General features: G+C 43.9%; 12 protein-coding genes. 4 read left to right on the top strand and 8 right to left on the bottom strand.

Going from position 1 to position 26,731, the window contains the following annotated elements:
- Window positions 1–36: 36 nt before the first annotated feature.
- Genes NBH01_RS02005 through NBH01_RS01995 form a run of 3 tightly spaced genes read right to left on the bottom strand, consistent with a single transcriptional unit; the run spans window position 37 to window position 7,138 of the window.
- A complete protein-coding gene (locus NBH01_RS02005) occupies window positions 37–1,908 on the bottom strand; it encodes a DUF5006 domain-containing protein (protein ID WP_011108691.1) in 1,872 nt (623 codons plus the stop codon).
- A 27-nt stretch (window positions 1,909–1,935) separates the two neighbouring features.
- A complete protein-coding gene (locus NBH01_RS02000) occupies window positions 1,936–3,801 on the bottom strand; it encodes a RagB/SusD family nutrient uptake outer membrane protein (protein ID WP_011108690.1) in 1,866 nt (621 codons plus the stop codon).
- A 16-nt stretch (window positions 3,802–3,817) separates the two neighbouring features.
- Complete coding sequence (locus tag NBH01_RS01995; protein ID WP_061473344.1) at window positions 3,818–7,138, bottom strand: SusC/RagA family TonB-linked outer membrane protein; 3,321 nt, start codon at window positions 7,136–7,138, stop codon at window positions 3,818–3,820.
- 674 nt (window positions 7,139–7,812) lie between these two features.
- Here NBH01_RS01995 and NBH01_RS01990 point away from each other — a divergent pair.
- The 3 genes from NBH01_RS01990 to NBH01_RS01980 all read left to right on the top strand — a co-directional run bounded on the left by NBH01_RS01990 (window position 7,813) and on the right by NBH01_RS01980 (window position 15,933).
- Complete coding sequence (locus NBH01_RS01990) at window positions 7,813–10,260, top strand: glycoside hydrolase family 95 protein (RefSeq protein ID WP_225678782.1); 2,448 nt, start codon at window positions 7,813–7,815, stop codon at window positions 10,258–10,260.
- A gap of 124 nt (window positions 10,261–10,384) precedes the next feature.
- Complete coding sequence (locus NBH01_RS01985) at window positions 10,385–14,317, top strand: hybrid sensor histidine kinase/response regulator transcription factor (RefSeq protein WP_011108687.1); 3,933 nt, start codon at window positions 10,385–10,387, stop codon at window positions 14,315–14,317.
- A gap of 182 nt (window positions 14,318–14,499) precedes the next feature.
- Window positions 14,500–15,933, top strand: a complete 1,434-nt coding sequence (locus tag NBH01_RS01980; protein ID WP_011108686.1) for a sialate O-acetylesterase — start codon at window positions 14,500–14,502, stop codon at window positions 15,931–15,933.
- Between the two features lie 381 nt (window positions 15,934–16,314).
- Here the strand turns inward: NBH01_RS01980 and NBH01_RS01975 are convergent, their stop codons facing one another.
- From NBH01_RS01975 to NBH01_RS01960, 4 genes are all read right to left on the bottom strand, one after another.
- Window positions 16,315–20,199: a TIM-barrel domain-containing protein gene (locus NBH01_RS01975; protein WP_250699952.1), complete on the bottom strand. Its 3,885-nt coding sequence runs from the start codon at window positions 20,197–20,199 to the stop codon at window positions 16,315–16,317.
- Window positions 20,200–20,409: 210 nt separating this feature from the next.
- Window positions 20,410–21,960: a sulfatase-like hydrolase/transferase gene (locus tag NBH01_RS01970; protein ID WP_373151184.1), complete on the bottom strand. Its 1,551-nt coding sequence runs from the start codon at window positions 21,958–21,960 to the stop codon at window positions 20,410–20,412.
- A 43-nt stretch (window positions 21,961–22,003) separates the two neighbouring features.
- Entirely contained in the window at window positions 22,004–22,777 is a 774-nt protein-coding gene (locus tag NBH01_RS01965; RefSeq protein ID WP_225678779.1) for a radical SAM protein, read from the bottom strand.
- A gap of 113 nt (window positions 22,778–22,890) precedes the next feature.
- On the bottom strand, window positions 22,891–24,939 hold the full coding sequence (locus tag NBH01_RS01960; RefSeq protein ID WP_225678777.1) for a helix-hairpin-helix domain-containing protein: 2,049 nt from the start codon (window positions 24,937–24,939) through the stop codon (window positions 22,891–22,893).
- A 145-nt stretch (window positions 24,940–25,084) separates the two neighbouring features.
- Here NBH01_RS01960 and NBH01_RS01955 point away from each other — a divergent pair, with 145 nt between their 5' ends.
- Window positions 25,085–25,660 carry a DUF4294 domain-containing protein gene (locus NBH01_RS01955; RefSeq protein WP_032841330.1) on the top strand — a complete coding sequence of 192 codons (576 nt, stop codon included), beginning with the start codon at window positions 25,085–25,087 and terminating at the stop codon, window positions 25,658–25,660.
- Between the two features lie 340 nt (window positions 25,661–26,000).
- Here NBH01_RS01955 and NBH01_RS01950 read toward each other — a convergent pair whose 3' ends face one another.
- Entirely contained in the window at window positions 26,001–26,528 is a 528-nt protein-coding gene (locus NBH01_RS01950) for an RNA methyltransferase (RefSeq protein WP_008762785.1), read from the bottom strand.
- Window positions 26,529–26,731: the final 203 nt, after the last annotated feature.

The raw sequence follows: 26,731 nt of genomic DNA, 5'->3' as shown, positions 1-26,731 counted from the left end.
GGGATTCCCCGGATGATTGATAATACGGATTATTGATTAATAGAACTTAGTACCATTTTTAGCTTTACCCAGTTCATAATCTGCTACCGTAGCTTTATTGATGTATGTACGAACCCAATCAATCTCCAGACGAGGGATAGCGTCGTTTTCCTTATCTCGCTCATAATTATTGTAACTTGCGAATCCGGAATCCCAGCCGGCATCAGGAGACCATACTCCGCCTGTTTCTGTTCCACCGCCAAGTCCCCATTTATTAGGTGCACCCATAGTGAGGATGAACTTAAGTCCCTTCTCATTCTTTGCATTCGTAAAGGTCCACTCCTCTTCGGTACATTCGCTCTTCTTCAAGGTTACGGTTTCTTCTCCGTTGATACCTATTGCAACTTCCGTATCCGAACGCCACTCTACCCAATAAATATTCCATTCAGTCATATTGATTGTATTATTAGCAGTTTTGGTTTTATTATCAGTTGTAGTAGGACCGGTATGGAATGTCTGATGTGCTCTGTCTCCGGTTACAGGACCGACAGGATTTTCAAGAATATCTATTTCCGAATAAGATTTCTGACCGGCAGATTCATCAGAAACCAGCCAGATACCCATATTAAAGCCATTCTTCTGCCCACGAAGACGGGCACGGATTTCCATTCTGCAACCTTCTGATATCAACTGACTGTTGGACTTCCACGGAGAACCCGTTCCACAACCATAGAAAGCTGCTGTACCATAATCTCTTTGCCCTGATGCAGGAGCCGTAGCATTTGACGGTACTTTCATTTCTATCATTCGCAGATAGCCGTCGTCCGTAATCTTTGAGAACTGTTCGTTTATACAAGCAGCATGGTTCTGAACGATCACGGTATTACGTGCCGCCAGGAACAGAGGTACTTTATTACCAAAAGAGTTGCCATTGTTCCACATGTCGCCCGAATTTCCCACACTATGGAATTCCCACGCATTATAGAATTTCCAGCCTGCTGCAGCCAAGTCCGCATTAGGATGCGCATCCAACTCCTTCATTAAAACAGCATCGCCATATTGCTCAACCACAGCCGTCTGCCTTCCACTGGAAGCAAACGGGATCCCCGGATGATCATATACCCAGCGTTCGTCAAGAAGTTTACTACCCTTTCCTGCTTCGAGGTCTTTCATGATGATTTCCATTTTATCATTATCCAGCGGATACATAACAGAAATAGTTGTAAAATTCAGTACCAACGTTTCGTGCTGTGTAGGACTGAGGTTATGTTTCGTCTTCACTTTTGCCTCTGCCAAAGTTTCACCTGCGTTTACTGTCAATGTAACAGGAGGCAACGTTTCATAGAGACTCTTTTGATCATCAGGAATAGTGATGTTAATATCCATATCGTCTTTCACCGGAACAGGAGTCTGCACCTGAATAGTAAACTCATCACCTTCATTAATTATATTATCCGAATTGTTCTTCAGTGACACTACTGTATAATAGTGGTCGGAGACCACCACCGTTTGAGTAGGATTAGTCATGGCATAGCCACGCACGAAGGCAGTCACGTTCACAGTTAATTTCTGTTTCGGTTCAAGACCACTTTCCACAATCGGCAATTTAATATCGAAGCTACTCACCCCTTTGGGGACCGTAACCATCGAAGGAAAATCTTTAAATGCGATTTTCGATACATCCATTTCCCCGTCTTTAGCGGTCAGATACACATCAAAATCTTCATTAGTCGTCAATTGCGGATTCTTTTCATCATTAACTTTGACGGTAAGAGTCAGTTCTTCTCCCATCACAAAGCTTTTTCCACTTGCTTCTATAATCAACGGTACAGTCTCCGGCAATGGTTCTACCGCATCGTCATCACAACCTGCAAATCCTGTTGCAAGCAGGCAAACGGGTAAAAATGTATATAATATTCTTTTTATCATAATAGTATAGTTTATAAAATGAGGTATTTATTCACTTACATTCTCCCAACCCGGATTTTGACGTAACTGGCGATTTAATTGTAGTTCATCCTGTGGAATCGGCAATAAATAGTCCCGTTTCAGATCGAAAAGGTATCCATTAGGCAAGTATTGCTGCAATGGGTCCATCCAACCCTCATTATCCTTCAATACGAGCTTTAGTGACTCTTGTCCCTCGGGTGAAAAACTCCGGTACAGAATCCCCTCTTTACCCAGATAGGCACCTCTGCCGCGGCCATCTATTCCTTTCAGAGTTCCGGCACCTGCCCAACGCATCAAATCATCCAGACGGAACCCTTGAAGAGCCAGTTCCGAACGCCGCTCACGGCGAATCTCCTGAATAACAGGACTAATTCCCGTAAATGGGAAATTGGGATCGGTTGTCGGAGTAATATATTTCACACCTGCTCTTTCACGCAACGCTTTTATCGTTTTTGCGGCTACATTATCATCATATTTATTGAGTTCTGCTGCTGCTTCCGCATAGCAGAGCAATCCTTCCGCATAGCGGAACATAATAATGGCTGTTTCACTGTTACCGTCTACATAAGTTGTATCGATGCCCATCCGAATATGAAATCCTGTAACGTTTTTACTGTTCCCGTTGCCATTCAAACTCGGAGATACGATATCATCATTCTTCAGTTTTATTTCTTCCTTAGTACCTGTAGGATCATAAGCTCTGACGTTCATTGGCTTAGAAGCAGTAGCTCCTGCATTCGAGCGATATTTACAGCCTGTATGCATCACTGTAGCAAGAAGCCGCGCATCCCGATCTTTAAACATTTGATTGAAATCCTTAAATTTCAGTTCAGCAGGATCAATAAAAGTACCATCGGTATACAAATAATTATCAACCAAAGATTTTGATAATCCTGCCGGGCCGTCGGTATTGACCACACCACTGGAAAGTAGGCCTCCCAAAGCATTGAAGATACCATCATTCAAAGAGTACTTTTTCCAGAAAACAGCCTCTTGAATCCCAGAGAGATCTTTCTTATTAAACAAATGTGCAAAAGCGTCTTCCGCACTGATAGCTTCCTTATCAGAATCCTTTGTATTCAAGGTCAGACCGGCAGGGAAAAGTTGCTGATCACCCCAGTTCAATACTTCCTGATAAAATTCTGCGGAATTATCCTCTTTGGCGAACTCTGTTCCTTTGTGATATTTTTCCCATGAACCTTCGTAAAGCGCTACCCGCATAGCGAGAATAATAGCCGCCTCCTTGTTAATACGCAATCCTTGATATTTACTACGGGAAAACAGACTTGCCCGAGTTTCGGGAAGCTCGCCTATAGCAGCCTTCAGATCGCTCAGAATGAACCGTGCCACATCCGAACGCTTAGTAGCCGGAATTTGTAAACCGGCAACTGTGGCATTCCCATCCCAAAAATCATCCATAATAGGTATATCCCCAAAGCGGGTTAGCAAATAAAAGTGCCAGTAAGCCCGTAAGAAATAAGCTTCTCCTCGCAAAGATTGTATCTCGGCTGTTTCCTCTATTTCAGGAACACAATAATAGTAGAAGAAATAGTTGACATCACGCAGGTTCTCATACCCCTTCTTCCAGTCGGACGAGCCGCTGAACAAATTATTTTCACCATTCAGGCGCATATCATACTTTTCCGCCAGAATATTGTCGCTGTTCACCTCTTCTCCCCTGACACCCATTCCATACTGTGCCGGAGCGGGCAATGCCGGGTATAAAGCATTGATATAGTTCTCTACCTGTTCCCGTCCTGACAGGAAGGTAGTGTTATCTGGCTGCGTCAATGGTTTCCGGTCCAGAAAGTCGGAACAAGCAGACAGCATCAGTCCCATAAAAGCAGTTAGAATAATTATCTTCTTTTTCATAATAGTTCCTCTCTAATTAAAATGTGACATCAATTCCAAATACAAAGTTCCGGTTCATAGGATATACACGTCCGTTACCATTGGCATTCAATGGTGAAGTAAGTGCCGGGGCAGTGTCATTACTGCCGCCTACCCATCCGTTCACCTGATTCAGTGTTTCCGGATCAAACTGTTTCGGCAATTTAGAAACAGTAAACAGGTTATCACAAGTGACGTATACTCTCAAATTACTCAGTCCGATATGTTGCACCAGCTGAGGCTTGAACGAATAAGACACCGTCAGATTCTTTAGGCGCATATAAGCTGCATTCAGCAAGTAACGGGTGGTATTGTAGCCTGTATTGGCTGCCAGAGTCTGTTTATCATCCGTCAGACGTGGTAAATATCCTTCAGGATTCTGAGCATTGAAATGGTCCAGATGTTCCTTGAAATAGCTATTTCCACCAAAGAAATAAGCCGCACCGGAGATGGGGAATTGCCGTTTGGCCACCCCTTGGAAAAGAGCAGATACTTCAAATCCTTTATAGCCTGCATTCAGGTTGAAGCCAAAAGAATATTTGGGAGTAGCGTTACCGATCACTTTCAGGTCACCGTGATCTGCCAGTGTACCCTTGCCCGAATCGACTTTTCCGTCGTGATTTGAATCTATATATTTCACATCGCCTCGTTGCCACTTATCACCCGGCTTAAAGAAACTAAGGTCTACCGTTTTGAGGTATTCATCCACTTCACGGTTGGTTCGGAAGAGGTCATCGGCCTGGAATCCCCAGATTTCGCCGATATCCATTCCCTCATAGTAACCTTTGTTACGTGCCAGACCGGTATGATTATTGTAAAGCAGGCCTTCGGGATTATTATATTTCGTAACTACAGCCTTATAATCGGAAATATTGAACCCGATACCGTAGCTAAAGCCACATTTCAGTCTATCCTGCCAGTTGACCGATAATTCCCAGCCACGATTGCGCAAAGTTGCATTATTTATTTTCGAACGGTCTTCAGTATTAATACCGCTGATAGAAGGTATTGCCTCAGCCGGACCGATCATATCGCGGGTTGTACGCTGATAAATATCGGCAGTTACAGAAAGTCGGTTTCTGAACAGCATCAGGTCAATACCAAGATTGGCATTATCCACTTTCTCCCATGTGATATAAGGACTGATCATTTTAGGTGTTCTGGCAAGTACTCCTTTGGACGGAGTATCACTTACTCCCGGCAGTAACCAAGAGTCGGTAGAATCAGGAACCAGATTCATAAATCCAAGATAGTCATACAATCCGGCACCATTCTGATTACCCAGACGTCCATAAGACACACGTAGCTTCAACTGGGAGAACGGAAGGTTCCATCCCTTGAAATAATCGGTACGTGCCATATCATAACCGGCGGAGAAAGAAGGGAAGAATCCCCAACGATGTCCCGGAGCAAAACGGGAAGAACCGTCATAGCGTCCGCTAAATTCCAGGAAATATACCTCCTGATAGTTCCAGTTCAACTTGGCATACATACCCATCGTGGCCCAGTGAGTACGGTCTTCATTGCCGGAAAGGTTACCATTGGCATTGGCAAACGAGAAAATGTCACTGGTCAGCAGACCGTCTTTATAGGTATAACCGTCAGAGTTTTCCTGCAGTTCCATCTGAAAACCTGCCATTGCCCTAAAGGTATGGTCGCCCCAGCCAAAAATATAAGAAGAGAGTATATTCGGAGAAAGATAATAGTCGAAGGCATTCCCACGGGTGTAAGATCCCCAGCGGGAATTTTTCCAGTTCATACCCGGATATACGTATCCCTGCTTGGTCGACTTATCTATCGATAACTCTCCGTCGGGTTTTTCGTAAGTAGGATAACCACGTTTGAAGCTATTATCTTCCACATCGAAACGGACTTTCATTTCTCCTACAATATCCCATCCTTGGAGCGGAGTGATGGTAGCGGAGAAAGACATAGCATCGGAAATACGGTTTTCTACATAATGTGATTCTTTCAGATAACGGAACTCTGAAGCATCATTATATTTCGACTCAATGGGATAATGAGTCGGAGCATTCGGTATAGTCTGACCAATGGTTCCATAAAAGATGGTTTGGTTCGCCATCGGACGCTTCAGAATATTCAATGTCAGGTTGTTGTTGAAGTTGAACTTCAACCATTTATTAGCATTAATCTGAAATTTCGTATTCACATTGTATTTACTCAGGTTATCATCTACCTTATCCATCAGACCTTCCTGATAAATATAGCCTAAACCTACATAATAGCTGACCTTATCAGAACCGCCGGATATACTCAGATTGTGGGAATGACGAATGGAAGCATCCTTAAAATAATAATCAAACCAGTCGGTATTGGCATATACCGCATCCTTTGATGATGCCCAGTTGGTCTTATTCTGATTAGGTTCGATACCCGGAAATTCCGTGGAATAAGGATTCTTCATAAACCCTTCCATCTTTTCTATGAGTGCGTCAGAAATCTCGTGTTTCTTGCCATCATTATCATTGCGTTCGTTTATATAATGAGCAAACTCCAGAGAGTTCATCATTTTGGGCATATTGATAGGTGAACTGAAGCCGACTGTTCCATTGTAAGAGACACGTGTTTTATCCTTTCCACCGCTTTTGGTAGTAACAATAATCACACCATAGGCAGCACGGGCACCATAAACAGCAGCTGCAGAAGCATCTTTCAATATACTGATCGTTTCAATATCGTTAGGATTCACATTCTGAAGGCTCTGCTCAACTCCGTCGATCAGCACATAAGGTTCTCCTTTATTAATAGAACCCGTACCACGAATATTGAACTTGATTTCAGCACCCATTTCACCGCCGACACCATCAGCGACTGCATCTGTTGAAAAATTCAAGCCTGCGACATTACCCTGAAGGGCACTGGTCAAGTCCGTTACCGGACGACTGGCGATTGCTTCCGAACTTACCGTAGCAACGGCAGCCGTAATAGTGCTGCGCTTCTGCTTGTCCATACCTACAACCACTACCTCATCGAGCACCTTTGCATCTTCTCTTAATACGAAACGGTTACCTTCAAGTTTCTTCACTTTCACTTCAAGAGGAGAATAACCTACATAAGAAATGGACAATGTCGTGCCGACTTTACCTTTCAGAGAGAAATTTCCGTCAAAATCGGTCAAAGTCCCTTCTTTGGCCCCTTTCACCATGATTGTGGCTCCGATAATAGATTCACCACTATCATCCACCACTTGTCCTTTAATCATTTGTTGCTGTGCAAACGCTCCTAAAGGGAATAATAGGAGGAGCATCAGAAGACTAACAAAACAACTTTGTTTTTTCATCTGTTTCCTTTTTTTCATAATACTACATTTAATAATAAAGATTCATACTTTCACTAGCTAACAATAAGTTTCAATCTTCGACAAAAATACAACCACAGCATAAAAGGAAACATTCAAAAATCATCAATTAAAATTCAATAATGATCAAAAGAACCCTGTGCAATCCGCTAAATGATCATTATTGATAGAGAAGTGATCAAAAACAAATGCCAATAGATGGTGATTCACTTCCCGTGCAGTGACAAACAAACTGTTTTTTAGGCAAAAACCCGCATTTTTTAGAAACAGGACGTTTTGCAGCCAATCAATTGCAGGCATAAGACAGAACGTTATCAATCATTATCAAGTTAATAGACAGCACAATACAGGTTACTATATTCTCAAAGTATTCTCATCGTGATGAGAAAAAATTCTCACCACAGTGAGAAAAAATACTCATGCCTATGAGAATATTTTCTCATTGCAGTGAGAATTTTTTCTCATTTCGGTGAGAATCGAAGTGTCTGTACTAACCTGCTAATGGTCAACTACTCATTTACTACACAATTTTATTCATTTCCGAGTCAAGAAGGAGCTAACAAGGCATTTTTATCGATTTTTGAAAGCCTATTGAACAAAATTGAAAAAGAGTCAGAACATGGATAAGGAAGAAAAGGAGTACTTTTGCACGTACTCCTTTAAATTAATTTATTATGAAGAAACTTTATTCTTTTTTTATCTGCACACTTTTCTCCCTTTCCGCATCATCAATAGGAACTGTTGATTATACCAAAGGACTCTCTGTCTGGTTCGATACTCCCAACAATCTCGACGGGCAAGCTATCTGGCTACGTGCTTCCGGTTCAGGAGCCAATCCTGACAAAACGTGGGAAAGTCGTTCACTTCCTATCGGAAACGGTAGTCTGGGAGCGAACATCTTAGGGTCGGTGGCTGCCGAACGCATCACTCTCAATGAGAAAACTCTCTGGAAAGGAGGACCGAATACTTCGAAAGGAGCGGAATATTACTGGGACGTAAACAAACAATCGGCAGGAGTATTAAAAGAAATCCGCCAGGCATTTCTGGATGAAGACAAAGAAAAAGCCGCCCAACTCACCCGGAACAACTTCAATGGTTTAGCAGCTTACGAAGAGAAAGATGAAACTCCATTCCGTTTCGGTTCGTTCACCACGATGGGAGAACTTTATGTGGAAACCGGACTCAATGAACTCAGAATGAGTAACTATCGCCGTATCTTGTCATTAGATTCTGCCATGGTTGTGGTGCAGTTCGATAAAGATGGAGTGCAATATCAACGGAAATATTTCATTTCCTATCCGGACAGTGCTATGGTAATGAAGTTCACCGCCAACCAATCCGGAAAACAGAACCTTATATTGAGCTATTGCCCCAACAGCGAAGCAAAAAGTAACCTCAGGGCAGACGGAAAAGACGGACTGGTATATACCGGAGTACTCGATAACAACGGTATGAAGTTTGCCTTCCGAATCAAAGCTATCCACAAAGGAGGAACTCTGGAAGCTGAAAACGACCGCCTTATCGTAAAAGGCGCTGACGAAGTGGTATTTCTGCTCACAGCGGACACCGATTATAAAATGAACTTCAATCCCGATTTCAAAGACCCGAAAACGTATGTAGGCAACGATCCGGAACAAACCACCCGAATCATGATGGACCAAGCCGTACAAAAAGGATATGATGAACTGTACCGTAATCATGAAGCCGACTATACGGCGCTATTCAACCGGGTACGGCTGCAACTCAATCCGGATATAAGCACTCCCAACCTCCCCACCTACCAACGTCTGGCTAATTATAAAAAAGGAACCCCGGATTATCAACTGGAACAGTTGTACTATCAATTCGGGCGTTACCTGCTGATAGCCAGTTCGCGCCCCGGCAATATGCCCGCCAATCTGCAAGGTATGTGGCACAACAATCTGGACGGTCCCTGGAGAGTGGATTATCACAATAACATTAATATCCAGATGAACTACTGGCCTGCCTGCTCCGCCAACCTTTCGGAATGCACATGGCCTTTGATAGACTTTATACGCAGCCTGGTGAAACCCGGTGAACAAACGGCACAAGCCTACTTCAACGCACGCGGATGGACGGCATCCATCTCTGCCAATATCTTCGGATTTACAGCGCCTTTATCCAGCAATATGATGTCATGGAACCTGAATCCCACCGCAGGCCCGTGGCTTGCCACACACATCTGGGAATATTATGACTATACCCGCGATAAGAAATTCCTGAAAGAGATCGGGTATGACCTTATCAAAAGCAGTGCACAATTTGCAGTGGACCATTTATGGCATAAACCCGACGGCACTTATACCGCTGCTCCTTCCACCTCTCCCGAACACGGACCGATAGACGAGGGAGTAACCTTTGCACATGCCGTAGTGCGTGAAATACTATTGGACGCTATCCAAGCCAGCAAAGAACTGGGGATCGACTCCAAAGAACGCAAACAATGGGAAAAGGTACTGGATAAATTAGTTCCCTACCGCATCGGACGTTACGGGCAGTTAATGGAATGGTCGACCGACATAGACGACCCTGAAGACGAACACCGCCATGTGAACCATCTCTTCGGATTGCACCCGGGACATACCATTTCGCCCATCACGACTCCCAAACTTGCAGAAGCCGCAAAAGTGGTATTGGAACACCGCGGAGACGGAGCCACCGGATGGAGCATGGGATGGAAACTTAACCAGTGGGCACGCCTTCAGGACGGAAACCATGCTTATAAGTTATACGGCAATCTGTTGAAAAACGGAACACTGGACAATTTATGGGATACCCACGCGCCTTTCCAGATTGACGGAAACTTTGGAGGTACGGCAGGAATAACCGAAATGCTGTTGCAAAGCCACATGGGATTTATCCAATTGTTGCCAGCCTTGCCGGATGCCTGGAAGAACGGTTCGATAACCGGCATCTGTGCCAAAGGCAATTTCGAAATTTCCATTTCATGGAAAGAAGGGCAACTGGACAAAGCAACCATTCTTTCCGGGTCAGGAACTCCCTGCAATGTAAGATACGGAGATAAAACTCTCTCATTCAGCACCGTGAAAGGGAAGAAATATGAGATCACTTTAGTAGGAAGTCTGTTAAAACTGCTGTAAACGGCACCTATTTCATCATATATTCAGCAAAAACCGGCTGAATATATGATGAAAGTATTATCTTTGGTAAACCAAACCAAGGATCAATGTGCCAATCTCAGACGATCCGCTAACCTACTTTTACATGAAAACAAGATTGCTTACTTTACCAGGGATTATAGCTATTATACTATTGATAACTACCCTCCCTCTCCGCGCAGAACATTACTACTATAAGCAAATCTCCCTCAAAGAAGGACTGCCGTCCAATGTACGCTGCATCCTCAGAGACGAACAGGGTTTCATCTGGATAGGCACCAAAGCAGGACTGGGAAAGTTCGACGGACATCAGCTGAAGAGATACAAACACCAGGCAAATGATCCGCACTCGCTTCTTCACAACCTGATCTACCAAATAGCGGAAGACAAACAACATAACATCTGGATACTGACCGAAAAAGGAATTGCACGCTATCAGCAACAGAGCAACAACTTCACTTTCCCTACGGACGAAGAAGGGAATTACATTACTGCCTATTCCTTCTGCCTCGTTCCGGATGGAATCCTGTTCGGTGGCAAAGACAGAATCTATAAGTACAGCTATAAGGACTCTTCGCTGAGACTCCTTCAATATTTCAATGCCAACTCTTTTAAAATCACCGCTCTCAGTGTATGGGACTCAAAGACGCTGCTCTGTTGCAGCCGATGGACCGGCTTATATCTCGTGGACCTGCAAACCGGAGAGCACAGACGCCCGCCCTTTGACTGCGGACCGGAAATCACAAGTATGATAACCGATTCTAAAAATAGAATCTGGATTGCCCCCTACAGCGGTGGACTGCGCTGCTACTCACGCGACGGCAAACTATCGGCTTCGTACACTACCCATAACTCCTCACTCAGCAACGACATCGTATTGAGCCTCGCCGAAAGAGAAGAACAACTGTGGATAGGAACAGACGGGGGAGGCATCAATATCCTCCATCCCGAAACCGGAGAAATCTCCCAACTGGAGTATATTCCGGGCCGTGAGAACTATTCTCTGCCTGCCAACTCCATTCTCTGCCTTCACAACGATTACAACAACAATGTATGGGCAGGAAGCACCTGCAACGGATTGATCAGCATCCGGGAAGTATCAATGAAAACCTATACGGACGTAGTGCCGGGCAACGACCGCGGATTGAGCAACGGCACTGTACGGAGCCTTTACCGGCAATCGCCGGATAGCATCTGGATTGGCACCGATGGGGGAGGCATCAACCTTTTCAGCCCGCACACCGAAAAGTTTACCCATTATTCGTCTACTTGGGGAGATAAGGTGGCATTCATCAGTGGCTTTACACCCGGAAAACTACTGATCTCGCTTTTCTCCAAAGGAGTCTTTGTCTTCAACCCCGCCACAGGAGAGAAGCAACCTTTCACCATCATCGACAAAGAAACGACTACACGGCTCTGCAACCGTGGAAAGTCCGTCAACTTATATCAAAATACGCCCAACACCGTGTTATTCCTGGGAGACCACATCTACCAGTATCACCTCAAAGAGAAGAAATTCAGCACCATCACCGAAGAGGAAGGGAAAGATATTGTGGGTACCCTTGTCCCGTTCGATCATCAAGAGAACCTGACCTATATCAATGATATCAAACATATCTATGAACTGGACGACCAGACCTCCCGGCTGAAAACCGTTTTCGAATGCTACACGGATACAGTGATCAGTTCCGTATCCCATGATGAACAGGGACATTTCTGGATCGGAAGCAATTTCGGACTTATCCACTACGACCCTGTCTTAAAAAGCCGGACTCTTGTCCCTACCAATCTGTTCACCGAAATTAATATGGTACTGTGCGACCAGAAAGGCAAAGTATGGATAGGCGTTGACAATATGCTTTTCGCCTACTTCATCAAAGAACAGAAGTTTGTACTTTTCGGAGAATCGAACGGAGCCATACAAAACGAATATCTCCCCAATGCACGGTTGGTGAACGAACAAGGGGATGCCTACATAGGCGGTGTGAAGGGTATGCTGCGCATCGACGGGCAACTTCTTCTGAACACATCGGAAATGCCGGAACTTCAATTGCTGGATATTACCATCAATGGCGAATCGGCGAATCATGAATGGTACAACCATCCGGCAAAAATCTCGGTACCCTGGAACAGCAATATATCCATCCGCATCATGTCGAGGGAAGAAGACATCTTCCGGCAAAAGATTTACAGGTATCAGATAGAAGGATTGAACAACGAATATACCGAATCATACAATCCGGAACTGGTGATCCGATCACTGCTTCCGGGAAGTTATAGAATCATGGCTTCGTGCACTGCAAAAGACGGTAGCTGGATTCCCGACCAACAAGTACTGGAACTAACCGTACTTCCGCCCTGGTACCGGACATGGTGGTTTAGCCTGACTTGTGCCGTACTCGTTTCTATAGCAATCATCGAAACTTTCCGAAGAACGGTGAAGCGCAACGAAGAGAAATTGAAATGGGCAATGAAGGAACACGAGAAACAAACGTATGAAGAAAAAGTACGTTTCCTTATCAATATCAGCCATGAACTCCGCACTCCGTTGACACTTATTCATGCGCCGCTCAACCGGATACTGAAATCTTTGTCTTCCGAAGATCCCCAATATCTGCCGCTAAAAGCTATTTATCGTCAGGCCCAACGAATGAAGAACCTGATAAACATGGTGCTCGACGTACGCAAAATGGAGGTCGGTGAGAGCAAACTGCTTATTCAACCGCATCCCCTCAACCACTGGATTGAGCACGTATCACAAGATTTCATCAGTGAAGGAGAAGCAAAGAACGTACGCATCCGTTACCAGCTCGATCCGCAGATTGAAACAGTAAGTTTCGATAAGGACAAATGCGAAATCATCTTAAGCAATCTGCTGATCAATGCGCTCAAACATAGTCCTCAGGATACGGAAATAACCATTGCCTCGGAATTGCTTCCCGAAACAGGAAGAGTACGTATCTCCATCATCGATCAGGGATGCGGATTGAAACAGGTAGATACACATAAACTCTTTACCCGCTTCTATCAGGGAACAGGAGAACAAAGTGGAACCGGAATCGGATTGTCTTACTCAAAAATTCTGGTCGAACAGCATGGCGGCTCTATCGGTGCACAAGATAACCCCGAAGCGGGGGCTATCTTCTTTTTCGAGCTACCGTTGAAGCAAGAATCAGAAGAGATTATCTGCCAGCCGAAAGCGTATCTGAACGAACTGATACTTAGTGATAATCTGAAGCAGGCAACCGATAAAGAAACTTTCGATACAACTCCATACACCATCCTGGTGGTGGATGACAATCCGGATATGACAGACTTTCTAAAAAAGACACTGGAAGAGTCTTTCAAACGGGTAATCATTGCCGCTGATGGGGTGGAGGCTCTCCAGCTTATCAAAAGTCACATTCCGGATATCATTGTCAGCGATGTGATGATGCCGCGGATGAACGGATACGAGCTGTGCATAAACATCAAAGAAGATATTACGATCAGCCATATTCCCATTATCTTGCTCACGGCACGAGATGATAAACAAAGTCTCATCAGCGGTTATAAGAATGGAGCAGATGCCTACCTGACAAAACCTTTTGAAGTAGAAATGCTGATGGAGATAATCAGTAACCGTCTGAAAAACAGGGAATACATTAAGAAAAGGTATTTGCATACGGGCATAATACCTGTCCCGAAAGAGACCACTTTCAGCCAGGTAGACGAGAGCTTCTTACTTAAAGTGAACAAAACAATCCAGGAGAATCTGAGTAATACCAATCTGGACATTCAGTTCATTTGCAAGGAAATAGGTTTAAGCCGTACTTCGCTTTACACTAAACTGAAAGCACTTACCGGGATAGGAGCAAATGATTACATCAATAAATTCCGAATAGAAAAAGCACTTACGTTAATTGCCAATACCGAAATGACATTTACGGAAATTTCAGAAGAGGTCGGATTTACATCTCCCAGTTATTTCAGCACTGCTTTCAAGCAGTACACAGGGGAGACACCGACTCAATACAAAGAAAAAACAAGTAAAATATAATATCATCATAATCTGAAGACAATATTTATCAAAAAACAAAAGGAGAAAGCGAAGTTAGAGTAAATCGACCAAAATCTGTCAGAGAATGACTAAATAGTATTATTCCATATTTAAATTAGGTTGTAATTTTGCCCTATACCTAAGTGAAGTATTTGTCAAATCCTAATTAATAAAACAATAGTATGAAAAAACATTTTCTGATTTTTACAATCTCGCTTCTATTTTTCTCGCTTGCACAAGGCAAAGTAAAGCTCCCTGCCATGATGGGAGATCATATGGTACTCCAACAAAACAGTTCCGTTAAGCTGTGGGGATGGGCAGACGGCAAAAAGGTGACTGTCACCACCTCTTGGAATAACCGTACTTATAAGGTATCGACAGACGATGAGGGAGCCTGGCTGGTCAAAGTGGATACTCCTGCCGGGAGTTTTACTCCTTATTCTATTACCATCAGTGACGGGATCCGGGTCACGCTATCGGATATATTAATAGGAGAGGTATGGATATGCTCCGGTCAGTCTAACATGGAAATGACCATGAAAGGAAACATGGGACAACCCATCGACCATTCGCTGGAAACTCTTCTGAACGCAGGCAACTACCGCGACCGTATCCGTTTTATCACTGTCCCCCGAACCAAAGGAGTGAAAGAACGGACAGACTTTGAAGGAGCGAAATGGGAAGTTTCTTCGCCCGAAACCACTATGGATTGCAGTGCCGCAGGTTACTTCTTTGCCCGACAACTGACGGAAACGCTTCATCTCCCCGTAGGACTGGTCATCAACAGTTGGGGAGGTTCACGAATCGAGGCATGGATGACAGAAGAAACGCTCGCCTCCGTGAAAGGCGCAAATATAGAAGCCGCCAAAAATCCAAAGTTAGATACGAACAGCCGGCTGCAATGTCTGTATAATATCATGTTACTGCCTGTGAAAAACTATACGGCACGCGGATTTCTATGGTATCAGGGAGAGTCGAATCTATTCAACTATCAGATCTATGCTCCGATGATGACTGCGATGGTGCAGCTCTGGAGAAATGTATGGGAAACACCGGATATGCCTTTTTATTATGTCCAGATTGCTCCGCACAAATACGGAAACAGCCGGAATATAAATTCCGCCTTATTGCAGGAAGCACAAATGAAAGCATTACAGACAATCCCCAACTCCGGAATGATTCCTACGATAGATGTCGGCGACGAGTTCTGCATTCATCCCCCTCAGAAAAATGTAGTAGGACTCCGGCTGGCCAATCTCGCACTGACTAAAACATACGGTCTCCATAAATTCCCATCTACCGGACCGATGATGACAAAGGTGGAATATTCAAAGAACAAAGCGATCGTCACACTCGACAATGCCCCTTCCGGACTGGCACCGGGCAACTGTGAATTGGAAGGTTTCGAAATAGCAGGAGCCGACAAGAAGTTCTATCCGGCAAAAGCACGGATTGCAGGTCGCACAAGAAATGTGGAAGTATGGAGCGATCAGGTCGCCCAACCGGTAGCCGTACGGTATGCTTTCCGTAATTATGTAGGAAACATCACTTTACGCAATACATTAGGGATTGCTGCTTTCCCGTTCCGGACAGATACATGGGATGATGTAAAGTAAGAGCTGATTAGCCTCTGTGCAGGGTATATATGCCCTGTGTACAGGAGCTATATATCCAACGCGCAGGAGCTATATATCCAATATGTTGGGCATATAGCTCCTGTATATTGAATAATAGTCCTTTTTCAATACACTATATTTTATTCATTCCTGCACAGTTTTGAACTAATAGAATAAAGATTACTATCTAATAGAATGATTCTCACTTCATAAAAAGAGTATTCAAATGAAGAAATCCCTAACCAGATTAAATATGGAGGTAGCAGACTGAAGGACTGCTTGTGAAAGTAATCCTTCCCGTCTGTCTCCCAAAGAGGATGCCAATAGTTCCCCACAGGCATCCTCTTTTATTATATATCAATGATTTACACGAAACACATTCTAGAATGAATGCATCCTCAGTTGCTTATCAACCAATATTCCGTCTTTCAGATTCAGATCAAACTTCACTTTACGTTTCGCTTTCAATTTCAGAATAAAGAGTTCTTCCGAACCTTCCAAAGCCTCCTGTTTTCCCATATTGACGAAAGTAGGATAGAGAGATTTCACACCATTCGTATGCAGGCGGTCATAAGTCAGATTTTCCATTGCTTTCATATTCAGCGGTTCCACACCTACAAATTCATAGTCGCTCTGATCATAAGGCAAAGCAAAGCTAAGTGCATTAACCGAACGCAGATCATTACCTTTCACACGGATTTCAACGATTTCGTCCTTCTGGTACTGCTTCTTCGGAGTGCTGATAGACAGAGAGCCGGATACTTTCTCCGTAGCTTTCCTGTCGACACCGCCGTCGAGCTGAGTGGCTACGACAGAAATATCATAAGCATCTATCAAGTCATTCATGTTGATATCGCCTTTGCTGATATAACCTTCAAAGTCTGAATCACCACGACGCAATCCGGTATAGTTCATATAAGAAGTCAGGTCATTGCGGTCGATCTTGCCATCATTGTTGATGTCGCCTTGCAGGTAACTTGCCGTTCCCGGTACTTTGAATACGTAGATTTCACGACCTGAACCATAGTTTCCTACACCTGCCGTAACGTTCAGTTTGATGTAACGTGCATTTGGACGCTCTGTGAAAGTGAATACTTTTACATCACCGTCCCGCTGCCATTCGAATGCTCCGGCTTCCGTCCAGTTTTCTTTGTCCATACTGTAGGATACTGTTCCTTTCAGCAGTGTACCGTTGCCGACATCCGCACGGGGTAGATAATGGAACTTATCCAGTTGGTTAACTGTTTTGAGGTCGATAATCAAATCTAATGGTATGGAGTTAACGTTATACTTCGTGTGCCATGTATCTCCCGATTCGGAGAAGTTGAACAATCGGTCTACACCGAATCCTCCCTGCGATGCGGCAGTCGATTCGCCTTCAATGCCACGAATAGCAAATTCCAGCGGATTAGTCTTCGTTTTCACCTGAATCTCTGCCCATTCGGACACACCGTCTTTGTTGACAGCACGCACTTTGAATGCGTAAGGAGTATCCGCTTTCAGATCTTCAAACAGTAAGTGAGTATCCCGGATAGTCGTATAAAGCATTCCGTCAAATTCAATCTCATAGTAATCGGCATTGGGTACTTTGTCCCAAGTCGGTTGCAGGGTATATGCTTCTCTGTTCTGCTCGCTTACCTGAGCGTTTTGCGGTGCAGACAGGGTTCCGTTGCTTACCAAGTTCCGGTCGGCCGGCTCAAAGCGGAAACCTTCCACGTCCAGCTCGATACGATTGGCGGTGATGTCGGTGCTGCCCAGTTTGATGTGCAACAGCGGATTCTTTGTGATAACCACTTTCTCAAATTCACTTCCTTTGGTTGCAAACTTATTCAGATTGGGGGTTTCTTCGTACCAGAATACGTTTTCTCCATTCAGAAGTTCCGCTGCCGTGCTTACTTCCGTCAGTTTTACTTTCTTGTTGTTGATTCTTGCAGTCAGTTTCTTCGGTTTCTCCGTGACGTTGATGCGCAGTTCCGTCTTTTTATCTTTTACAAAACCGTCGAAACTTCCGGCTGTGGGATGAATGGTGATAGTCACACGGTTCTTTGCGTCTACGTTCGATTCGATCAGGGTAGATACCGATTTCTCCTGACGGTAGGCTTCCGTCACACCGTCATCGTCATATTCTACGGTTGCAGTATGGCGGTTCGGATAAAATTCATAGATGCGAAGTGAGGGGTCTATTTCGCTGACATTATTGTTAGGTTGTGTCATCGGAATAATAGCGCCGTTCTTTACGAATACGGGTAACTTCCAGACCGGAGTATCGAAGTTGCTGAGAATACGGTTGCCTTCGTATTTCTCTCCGCTGAAATAATCTATCCAAGTGCCTTCGGGCAGATAAATTCCATTGCGGATATCATTGCCTTCTTTATCAGCTTTCGTATTCTGATAGACAGGGGCTACGAGAAAGTCGGTACCATACATATATTGGTAGCGGGTAGCCGTTCCGTAGGTATATTCATTCGGATAGTCGAGGAACATGGCACGGATGAGAGGCATACCATCCACCGCTTCACGGGCAAAGCTATACGTGTAAGGCATCAGTTCCGATTTCAGTTTGAGATACATACGGTTAATGGATGTAGCTGGTTCGCCTAAAGCATGGGGGTACTTTTCGTTGGCGCCCCAGCCATCCATATTCAACTGCATGGGGGTAAATGTTTTCCATTGGAAATCACGTATATTGACTGCCGCATTTTTTCCACCGAAGATACCGTCCATATCCGAGCAGATATTCGGCTGGCCGGACAGACCGGAACCTATATAAGTAGGGATGTGAAAACGGATATATTCCCATTCGCCTCCGGTCTGGTCGCCCGACCAGATGCCGGCATAACGCTGTGTGCCTGCCCAGCCGTCCAGTGAAATGATAAAGGGACGGGCATCATTGCCATAATAAGGCATAATATGTCCTACGTCCGCCACTCCGTTCAATCCGAAGGAATAGCCGGCTCCTACCCATGCCACGTCGGTTTTGAGTACACGCACACCGGCATCACGGACTTCTTTCACGATGTCACGTTGCAACAAGGCGCTTATACCTTCCTTCGGGTGCAGGTCCGACTGTGTCCAGAGGCCTATTTCCACTCCGTTCTTACGGGCGTAGTCTCCCAGGCTTTTCAGATTGGCGATGTTGCCGTCCAGTGTTTCCGTCTGTCCGTATCCGGCTCCGTAACCGTCGTTCGGAAGTAACCATCCGAGAGGCATATCATGATTCTTGTAACGGTCGATAACGGCACGTGCCGAGAACTGATAATTGTTCTTTTCACCATTCAGAGACTCCTTGATGCCGCCATTGTCTTTCTGGCTTTCTTTATAACGCTTTCCGTCTTCAAAGAGGATTCCTTTCTCGTCTTCCTTCCAGTAGTCACGGTTGTAGGCATTGAGATGTCCTTCGTAAAAACCGAATTTGGGCAACAAAACGGGGTTTCCCGTCAACTGATAAAAATCATTCAACAGGGAAACGACTCCGTCGTTGACCATATAGAAAATATCAAGGTAAGAAGAATTGTGAGACAGTTTCACTATGTTTTTCTCTGTTGCTCCAAAGTCGTATTCACCTTTCCGGAAAGTGTACCACATCATTCCGTAACCATTGGTAGACCAGTAGAAAGGAGCAGGGGAGGCTACTCCGCCATCCGTCCAGCTATTCTGATTTTCGATGGCAATAACCTTGCCTTTATGAGAGAAACGTCCGTTTTGCACACCGCCTCCGTAGAAGTATTCTTCGGGATTCTCCTTTAAGGTTACAATCACTTCTTTAGGACCGAATACCACCGGAGCGACTTCTTCGATCACACATTTGCCGGTCAATGGATTAAAGACTTTCATCAGTCCGGTCTGCTTATTCAGTTCAATCCGTACTTGGGCAGTGGTGAGGGTGATATATCCATCTTTCTCATCCACCGACAGTCCGGAAACCTTGCGTCGGGGCTGGTCTACAAGTATCTGCGCTTCAGGTTTCGCTTCGGGGTCACGGATGATACCTCCGGAATTGTCCTGAAAGACACGGAAAATATTCTCTCCGTAAAAGTCGATAGTCATCCGTTGCTGGTTCGTGAACAATACATCAACCGTCGTCGGGTTTATTTTTTCTGCACGAAGGATTCCCGAAGTCTGTTCCTGGCAGACGGATGCCGAAGAAACGTCACTCTGATCCGATGCTGCGGATGCCTGTATGGAAGAAAGGGAAATCGGACATAAGAATAAAATGGCGGTAATACGCCTGAGATGTCGTAAAGAGATGGGGGTTTCTTTTTTCATGTTTTTATTTATTTAGTATTAGACATTAAGTGCCTTTGTATATTCTTTTAAAAATGATATTAACTAATTCAGATGACATACTATAAGATTATTAGTGTCAGATTGTAAAATTACTCGTTTGGTAATAAATACACTTCATCTTTGGGTTACCCTAAATCAGAAGCTGTTTTATTATTATTTATTCACAAATCCCATAGGGATAAGCGGAGGTCAATAGTGTGTCACCTTATTCGTAGTCGCTTTCAGATACTCAAAGCGGTTGATCAATTCGCCCAGCTTCTTCGGGTATTTGGTTGCTACATTTTCCTGCTGCCCGATATCTTTTTTCAGATTATAGAGCTTATATCCATATCCCAAACCGATAAAGTCTCCGTCTTCCTTGCTATACGGATTATAATAAGGAGGAATCAGTGCCCAGTCACCCTGACGGTAGGCGTAATTGAACATTCCTTCAATGACAAGTTCTTCACGTCCTTTCTTGCTCTTGCCCAAAAAGGTGTCCAAGGTATTTTCACTGTCCAGCTTGTCCGGATAAGACTGCCCTAACAAGGCTGCAAAGGATGCCAGCAAATCCATCTGGCAGACGAATGCATCGGAAACCTGTGGTTTAACTGCTGCCGGCCAGCGAAGCATAAAAGGTATACGTGTACCACCATCGAACATACTTGTCTTTCCTCCACGAAGCGGACCGGCTATCTTATGATCTCCTACCAGCTCCACTGCATCGTCTTTGTATCCGTCATCCAGTACCGGACCATTATCACTGGTCAGCACGACGATTGTATTTTCAGCCAATCCCAGTTTATCCAGTTCTTTCAGAAATTCGGATACACACCAGTCGGCTTCCAAGATAACATCCCCACGGGATCCCATCCCCGACTGACCTACAAAACGTTCGTTGGGAACACGGGGTACGTGTGGCTGATGCAACCCGTAGTAGAGAAAGAAAGGGGCATCTTTATGGTCATTGACAAATTGCTTCGCCTTGTTCAAAAACAATTCTGCCATTTCCTCGTCTTTCCATTGTGCCGCCTTACCACCTTTCTGAAATCCGATACGGGGCACCCCGTTGACTATCGAACCGGCATGTCCCACACTCGGGTGCATCCGGAGCAGTTCGGGATTATTCTTTCCGGTAGGTTCTCCCGGAAAATTCTGCCGGTAATCCACATACAACGGATCATTGGGGTCTAGCCCCACTACACGTCCGTTTTCGAGAAATACACATGGGACACGGTCGTTCGTTGCTGCCTGAATAAAGGAATAATCGTATCCTATTTCGGCAGCTCCCGGATGAACCTCTTTATTCCAGTCTACTTTGCCGTCTCCCAATCCGATATGCCATTTACCTACAGAACCGGTAGCATATCCGGCTTGTTTCATCAACTTGGGTAAAGTAATCTTCTGGGTGTCGATGATTAATGCCGCATTACCGGGCAGAATTTTTGCATCGGTATTTGTCCAGGGATAAAGACCGGTCATTACGGAATAGCGGCTTGGAGTAGAGGTTGCCGCTGTGCAAAAACCTTGTGTGAAACGGATTCCTTCATTCGCCACACGGTCCATGCCCGGTGTAGAAATACGATGAGCACCATAGCAACTCAAGTCACCGTATCCCAAATCATCGGCGACGATCAGGATTACATTCGGTTGCTGCTTGTCAGCCGGTCGTTCCTTCGGATGAGCTTGTCCGGCTGTCAGCGTAGCAGGCATTGAAGAAATGCCTGCCAAAGCATAAAAGGCTAAATTCGTGTTTTTCATAATATGGGGGTTTTATGTGTTTAAAATGATCTCAGGTAAGCGATCAATAGGATGCTGTTGCCGGAATTCCCGTTCGCTTTATCAATTCTACAATCCGGTCCAGTTCTTCATGAGTGGCTTTCTGCAAATCATGATCGGGAGTCTCCCTGTCAATCGTATAGATCATTACCTGACTGGGAGCTATCTCCTTGACTGCTTCCAGCCAGGGGAGCACAAACTCATCGGATGTATTATCCATATCTTTCCCAAGGTAGCTACCTTTCAGAAACATAGTCTGAATAATACAATTTCCTTTGAATTCTTTCATCTTTTCGATGATCTTCCTTACGGAATATTTCCCGTTGGGACGATCCAGGAGATGAATGTATTCTTCGTTCACCGTATCCAGTTTGAGGATATTATTATCTATCTTGTTCAATGCATCGGATACCGCAGGGCGGTCGATGAAGGTAGAATTGCTCAATACACTTACTTTTGCATTCGGGAAATAGTGGTCACGAAGTGCCAGTGTATCTTCTATAATTTCCGGAAAATGAGGGTGGGCAGTCGGTTCACCGTTTCCGGCAAATGTGAGTACATCGGGGGCGGGACCGTTCTTCTGCATATCTTTCAGCTTTTCTTCCAGGGCGATGCGCACTTCTTCACGAGTGGGCAGATGCTTCTTCGGACGATGGTCGGCATTGAAGCCGCATTCACAATAAATGCAGTCGAACGAGCAGACTTTTCCGTCTTCCGGCAATAGGTTGATTCCCAAAGATACACCCAAGCGGCGGGAATGAACAGGGCCGAAGATGGGTGAAGGAAAAATAATAGTCATCTTTTTATTAATTGTTTTAATGTGAGTTCAATATATCAATACGGACGTTTATCACATCAAGCTCACATTATTTTATCATTTACTATTTCATAATATCCAGAGGCAAAGATACTTTAAAACTTAATACGGAGTTGCATTTGTACGTCAGCTTTTTTATTTCCAAAGATTAAATCATTGCCGGAACCTATTTCATTCCGGTCGAGATAAACGGTTTCTCCGAACTTAGTTATAAACATCCAATGTTCATTCGGTTCATATCTCAGACGAACGGCACAGCGAAATCCACGACCTTGAAAGGAGGGAGTGTAAAATGTATAAAGCAATCCCTTCTCTGATACATATACCCGCGAATCATAATCGTCTGTAGAAAAATAACTGCCTTGAACGTCAGCAAACAGCCTGGTCCAAGGCAGTTGGGAGGACATCATTTGTGTAACTTGATATCCTTTACTAGCAGCCCTGTCTTGAGAATGAAAATGGTTGTAATCTAAAGTTGTACGACAGCTAAACACATCTCCATAAAAATAGTTCAAACGATATCGAAGTTGGTGATGAAAAATAGGAAGCGTTAGGTTTTCTTTGCTACCTGTCAAGTCACGCTCTTTCTGTTTATAACGATATTTCAAGTACATTGTCAGATTATTGTGCGGAGTAAACGTAGCCTGAAGCAATCCGTCCATACCTCGGGAAGGTTTGCTGATCCGGTATTTCTTCCACGGGAAAGAAAACAGATCGAAAGAAGCAAGGATGTGCCAATGGCGGAAAGGGGAAGTTTCCACCCCCAGATAATATCCCTGTTCGTTTTGAACCGCACTTCCTTCTCCAAAAGAATGGGCGAACATGGCCCAATAATTATATGAATAGTATCGTTGTACGATCATCAACTGAGTTCCTTCTACCGGTGAATATTGGAAGCGGTTCAAAGTAGCACTGCCTTGTTTTCCCATAGCTGTCTCTCCTTGGAAAGAAAAACGATGCCAGCGGTAGGCATAGTCTATTCCTAAATTGTAGAACTGATTTCCATGAATGTTGTATTGAGAATAACCTGTTAATTGCGGTTCATAAGGTCGGTTGAAAACATAGTAAATACCGGTGACACCCAGCCGGATACGGTTCTGTTGATAACTCATGTTTCCACCAGTCAGTTGCATGGTGAACAGGTTCTTTTTATCGGCTTCTTTCTGACTGCGGTGTAGTCCGGTTTTGTAGATAGAAGTTATTTCTCCATCGGTCAGCACACCGTCCAGCGAACGGTGTGAGTAAAAGCCGGACATACTCCATTGTTTTGTAATGCTTACAGTTGCCGCCACTCCCCGAAAATAATTAGTCTCGTCAGTAGAAGAATGTTTCCTGATTCCTCCGCTGCGGGTGTTGAAAGAAGAAGCATATACGGTCTTTCCCAGTATGTAATCCGTGCTGATCACCAGCCCCTGTCCGAAACTTAACCGATAGTTACCAACAGCCAATGTTTTTAATCGCCCACAATCTTTGAGTAAGAGATAAAAAGAATAATAATCATACCCTTGACGATTGTGCAGAGCAAGGAAGGGTTCACCGGCATCCTTCTCCGCAACGAGACCTGCATAGAGCTGATCGCGATAACGGAAAGCGTATTTAACAGAGTTATAAACAGAAGGTCCCAAATAGGTATGTTCATAACCTTTCCGCTTGTAAAGCGGTATATCTATGCGAGTTAGCACTTCATTCTTTCCATACTTCATAGCGCTTTTCAACATAGTTTTCCACCGAAAAGACGACTCATTGTTAATAGCTTTGATACATACGAAAGGCAATAGATACTGAATAGTCTGCCTGTCCATATCCTCTATTAACTGAAGTTCATAAAGTGTTTCCATCTGCCCATGCACGTATATATAGGCCAGCAGATGTTCAATCTGAATATCACTGAGAAAAGGAAATTGTTCCAGTTGTTGACGGGTAGCCCGGTTTAAATCTACAGGTTCGTGAAGACGAACGGACAATTCTTCCAGTTCATTCTCCCAGTTGGGTTCATTAACAGCATTATCAACACTATTATTAACAGATAAATCTTCAAAAATATCTTCTATAAGACTTTGAGAAGGGTTTTGAGCACTACAAGCAGGAATAATGAACAGGCTGTTTATAATACTTATCAACCGAAATAGTTGAGTAGTTTTCATCAATAAATTATTTGTTTGCACCTTGCGTTTTTACAGACAAGGCCGCAAAGATACTTTAAATAGGTTAACGTCTAAAAGAAATGTCTGAATAATAAAATTTTAATTCTATTTTTGTAACGTGAAAAGGAGGCTTAACATAGTAATAATGATGGCGTTTGCTATGGTCTGTTCATTGAAGATGCAGGCACAGGACAAGCAAAGCATCAACGGATACTTGGTTCCGATGTGTATCTACAACGGAGATACCATTCCATGTGTCCAGTTAAGGACTGTTTATATCTTCCGCCCGCTAAAATTCAAAAACGAAAAAGAACGGCTGGAATACTACCGGCTGGTACGTAACGTAAAAAAGGTATATCCTATCTCCAAAGAAATTAACCAGGCTATTATCGAAACTTACGAGTATCTTCAAACATTACCCAACGAGAAGGCTCGCCAAAAACATCTCAAACGGGTGGAAAAAGGACTGAAGGAACAATATACCGCACGGATGAAGAAACTCTCTTTTACACAAGGCAAACTCTTGATTAAATTGATAGACCGCCAAAGTAATTCCACCAGTTATGAACTAGTGAAAGCTTTTATGGGACCTTTTAAAGCAGGATTCTATCAGACATTTGCCGCACTGTTCGGTGCCAGTCTGAAAAAGGAATATGATCCGTTGGGAGAAGATAAACTAACGGAAAGAGTCGTGCTGCTGGTGGAGAACGGACAAATCTGATTCACCTTGTCATAAGGTTATCAACGTCGTTATTAACCATCATATTTCTATTAAATCTAATTCCACAATCACCATAGGAAAATTCCCCCGCTTTATCTGACTTCTAGGGTATTAACAGTTGAGAAGTCAGCTATTAATAGCTGTGATGCCATCTGATAACAGCTTGAAACAGGATGGTTAATAAACACTGAATCAATCAGACTCATCCAAGAGTAAATTGCTACAATACTCTCTTATTATCCCACACAATTATGAACAGAAAAAGAATATTGATTAATAGCAAGTTAACTATGATATCAACCACTTATTAACTAATTATTAACCGACTGATTTTACACCGTCAACGTAGCTTTTTGAACAAATCCCAGATGACAATGCCCGTTGTTACAGACACGTTCAGAGAATGCTTGGTACCATATTGGGGAATCTCGATACAACCATCCGAATGATCAATCACTTCCTGTTGCACCCCTTTCACTTCATTTCCCATTACGATAGCGTACTTCTTCGTCTTGTCCAGTTCGAGTCGATCCAGCATAATGCTGCCTTCCGCCTGTTCTATCGAATAAACAATATATCCTTCTTTGCGGAGGTTATCAACAGCATCAACAGCGTTATTAACATACTTCCAGTCAACAGTGAACTCTGCGCCCAAAGCTGTCTTATGCATTTCAGGGTGGGGAGGGGTAGCCGTTATTCCACACAGATAGATACACTCGATACGGAAAGCATCCGATGTGCGGAATACCGAACCTATATTATGCAGGCTACGAATATCATCCAGCACTACCACCAAAGGTAGTTTTTCTGCCTGTTTAAACTCTTCGGCACTGATACGGTTCAGCTCTGTTATTTTCAGTTTTCGCATACGTTGTTCATTTATTACGTTTCGGTTGCAAAGGTAGTTCTTTTCTGTTAACAGAGGTGTTGATAACGGTTTAAAACCTGTCAAAACAATCGGGAAAGAATTTGAAAAATAATTCTTGCATTATTCAAAAGAAGGTATAAGGGGCCTTCATTATGAACATTCCAAAAAACAAAGACGAAACTTTCTATGCAGACATCAACATA

The organism is Bacteroides sp. B1-V-101, from assembly GCF_023656585.1.
Classification (GTDB): Bacteria; Bacteroidota; Bacteroidia; order Bacteroidales; family Bacteroidaceae; genus Bacteroides; species Bacteroides thetaiotaomicron.
The sequence above is the reverse complement of the archived record's forward strand: the minus strand, read 5'-3'. Positions and strand labels throughout refer to the sequence as shown.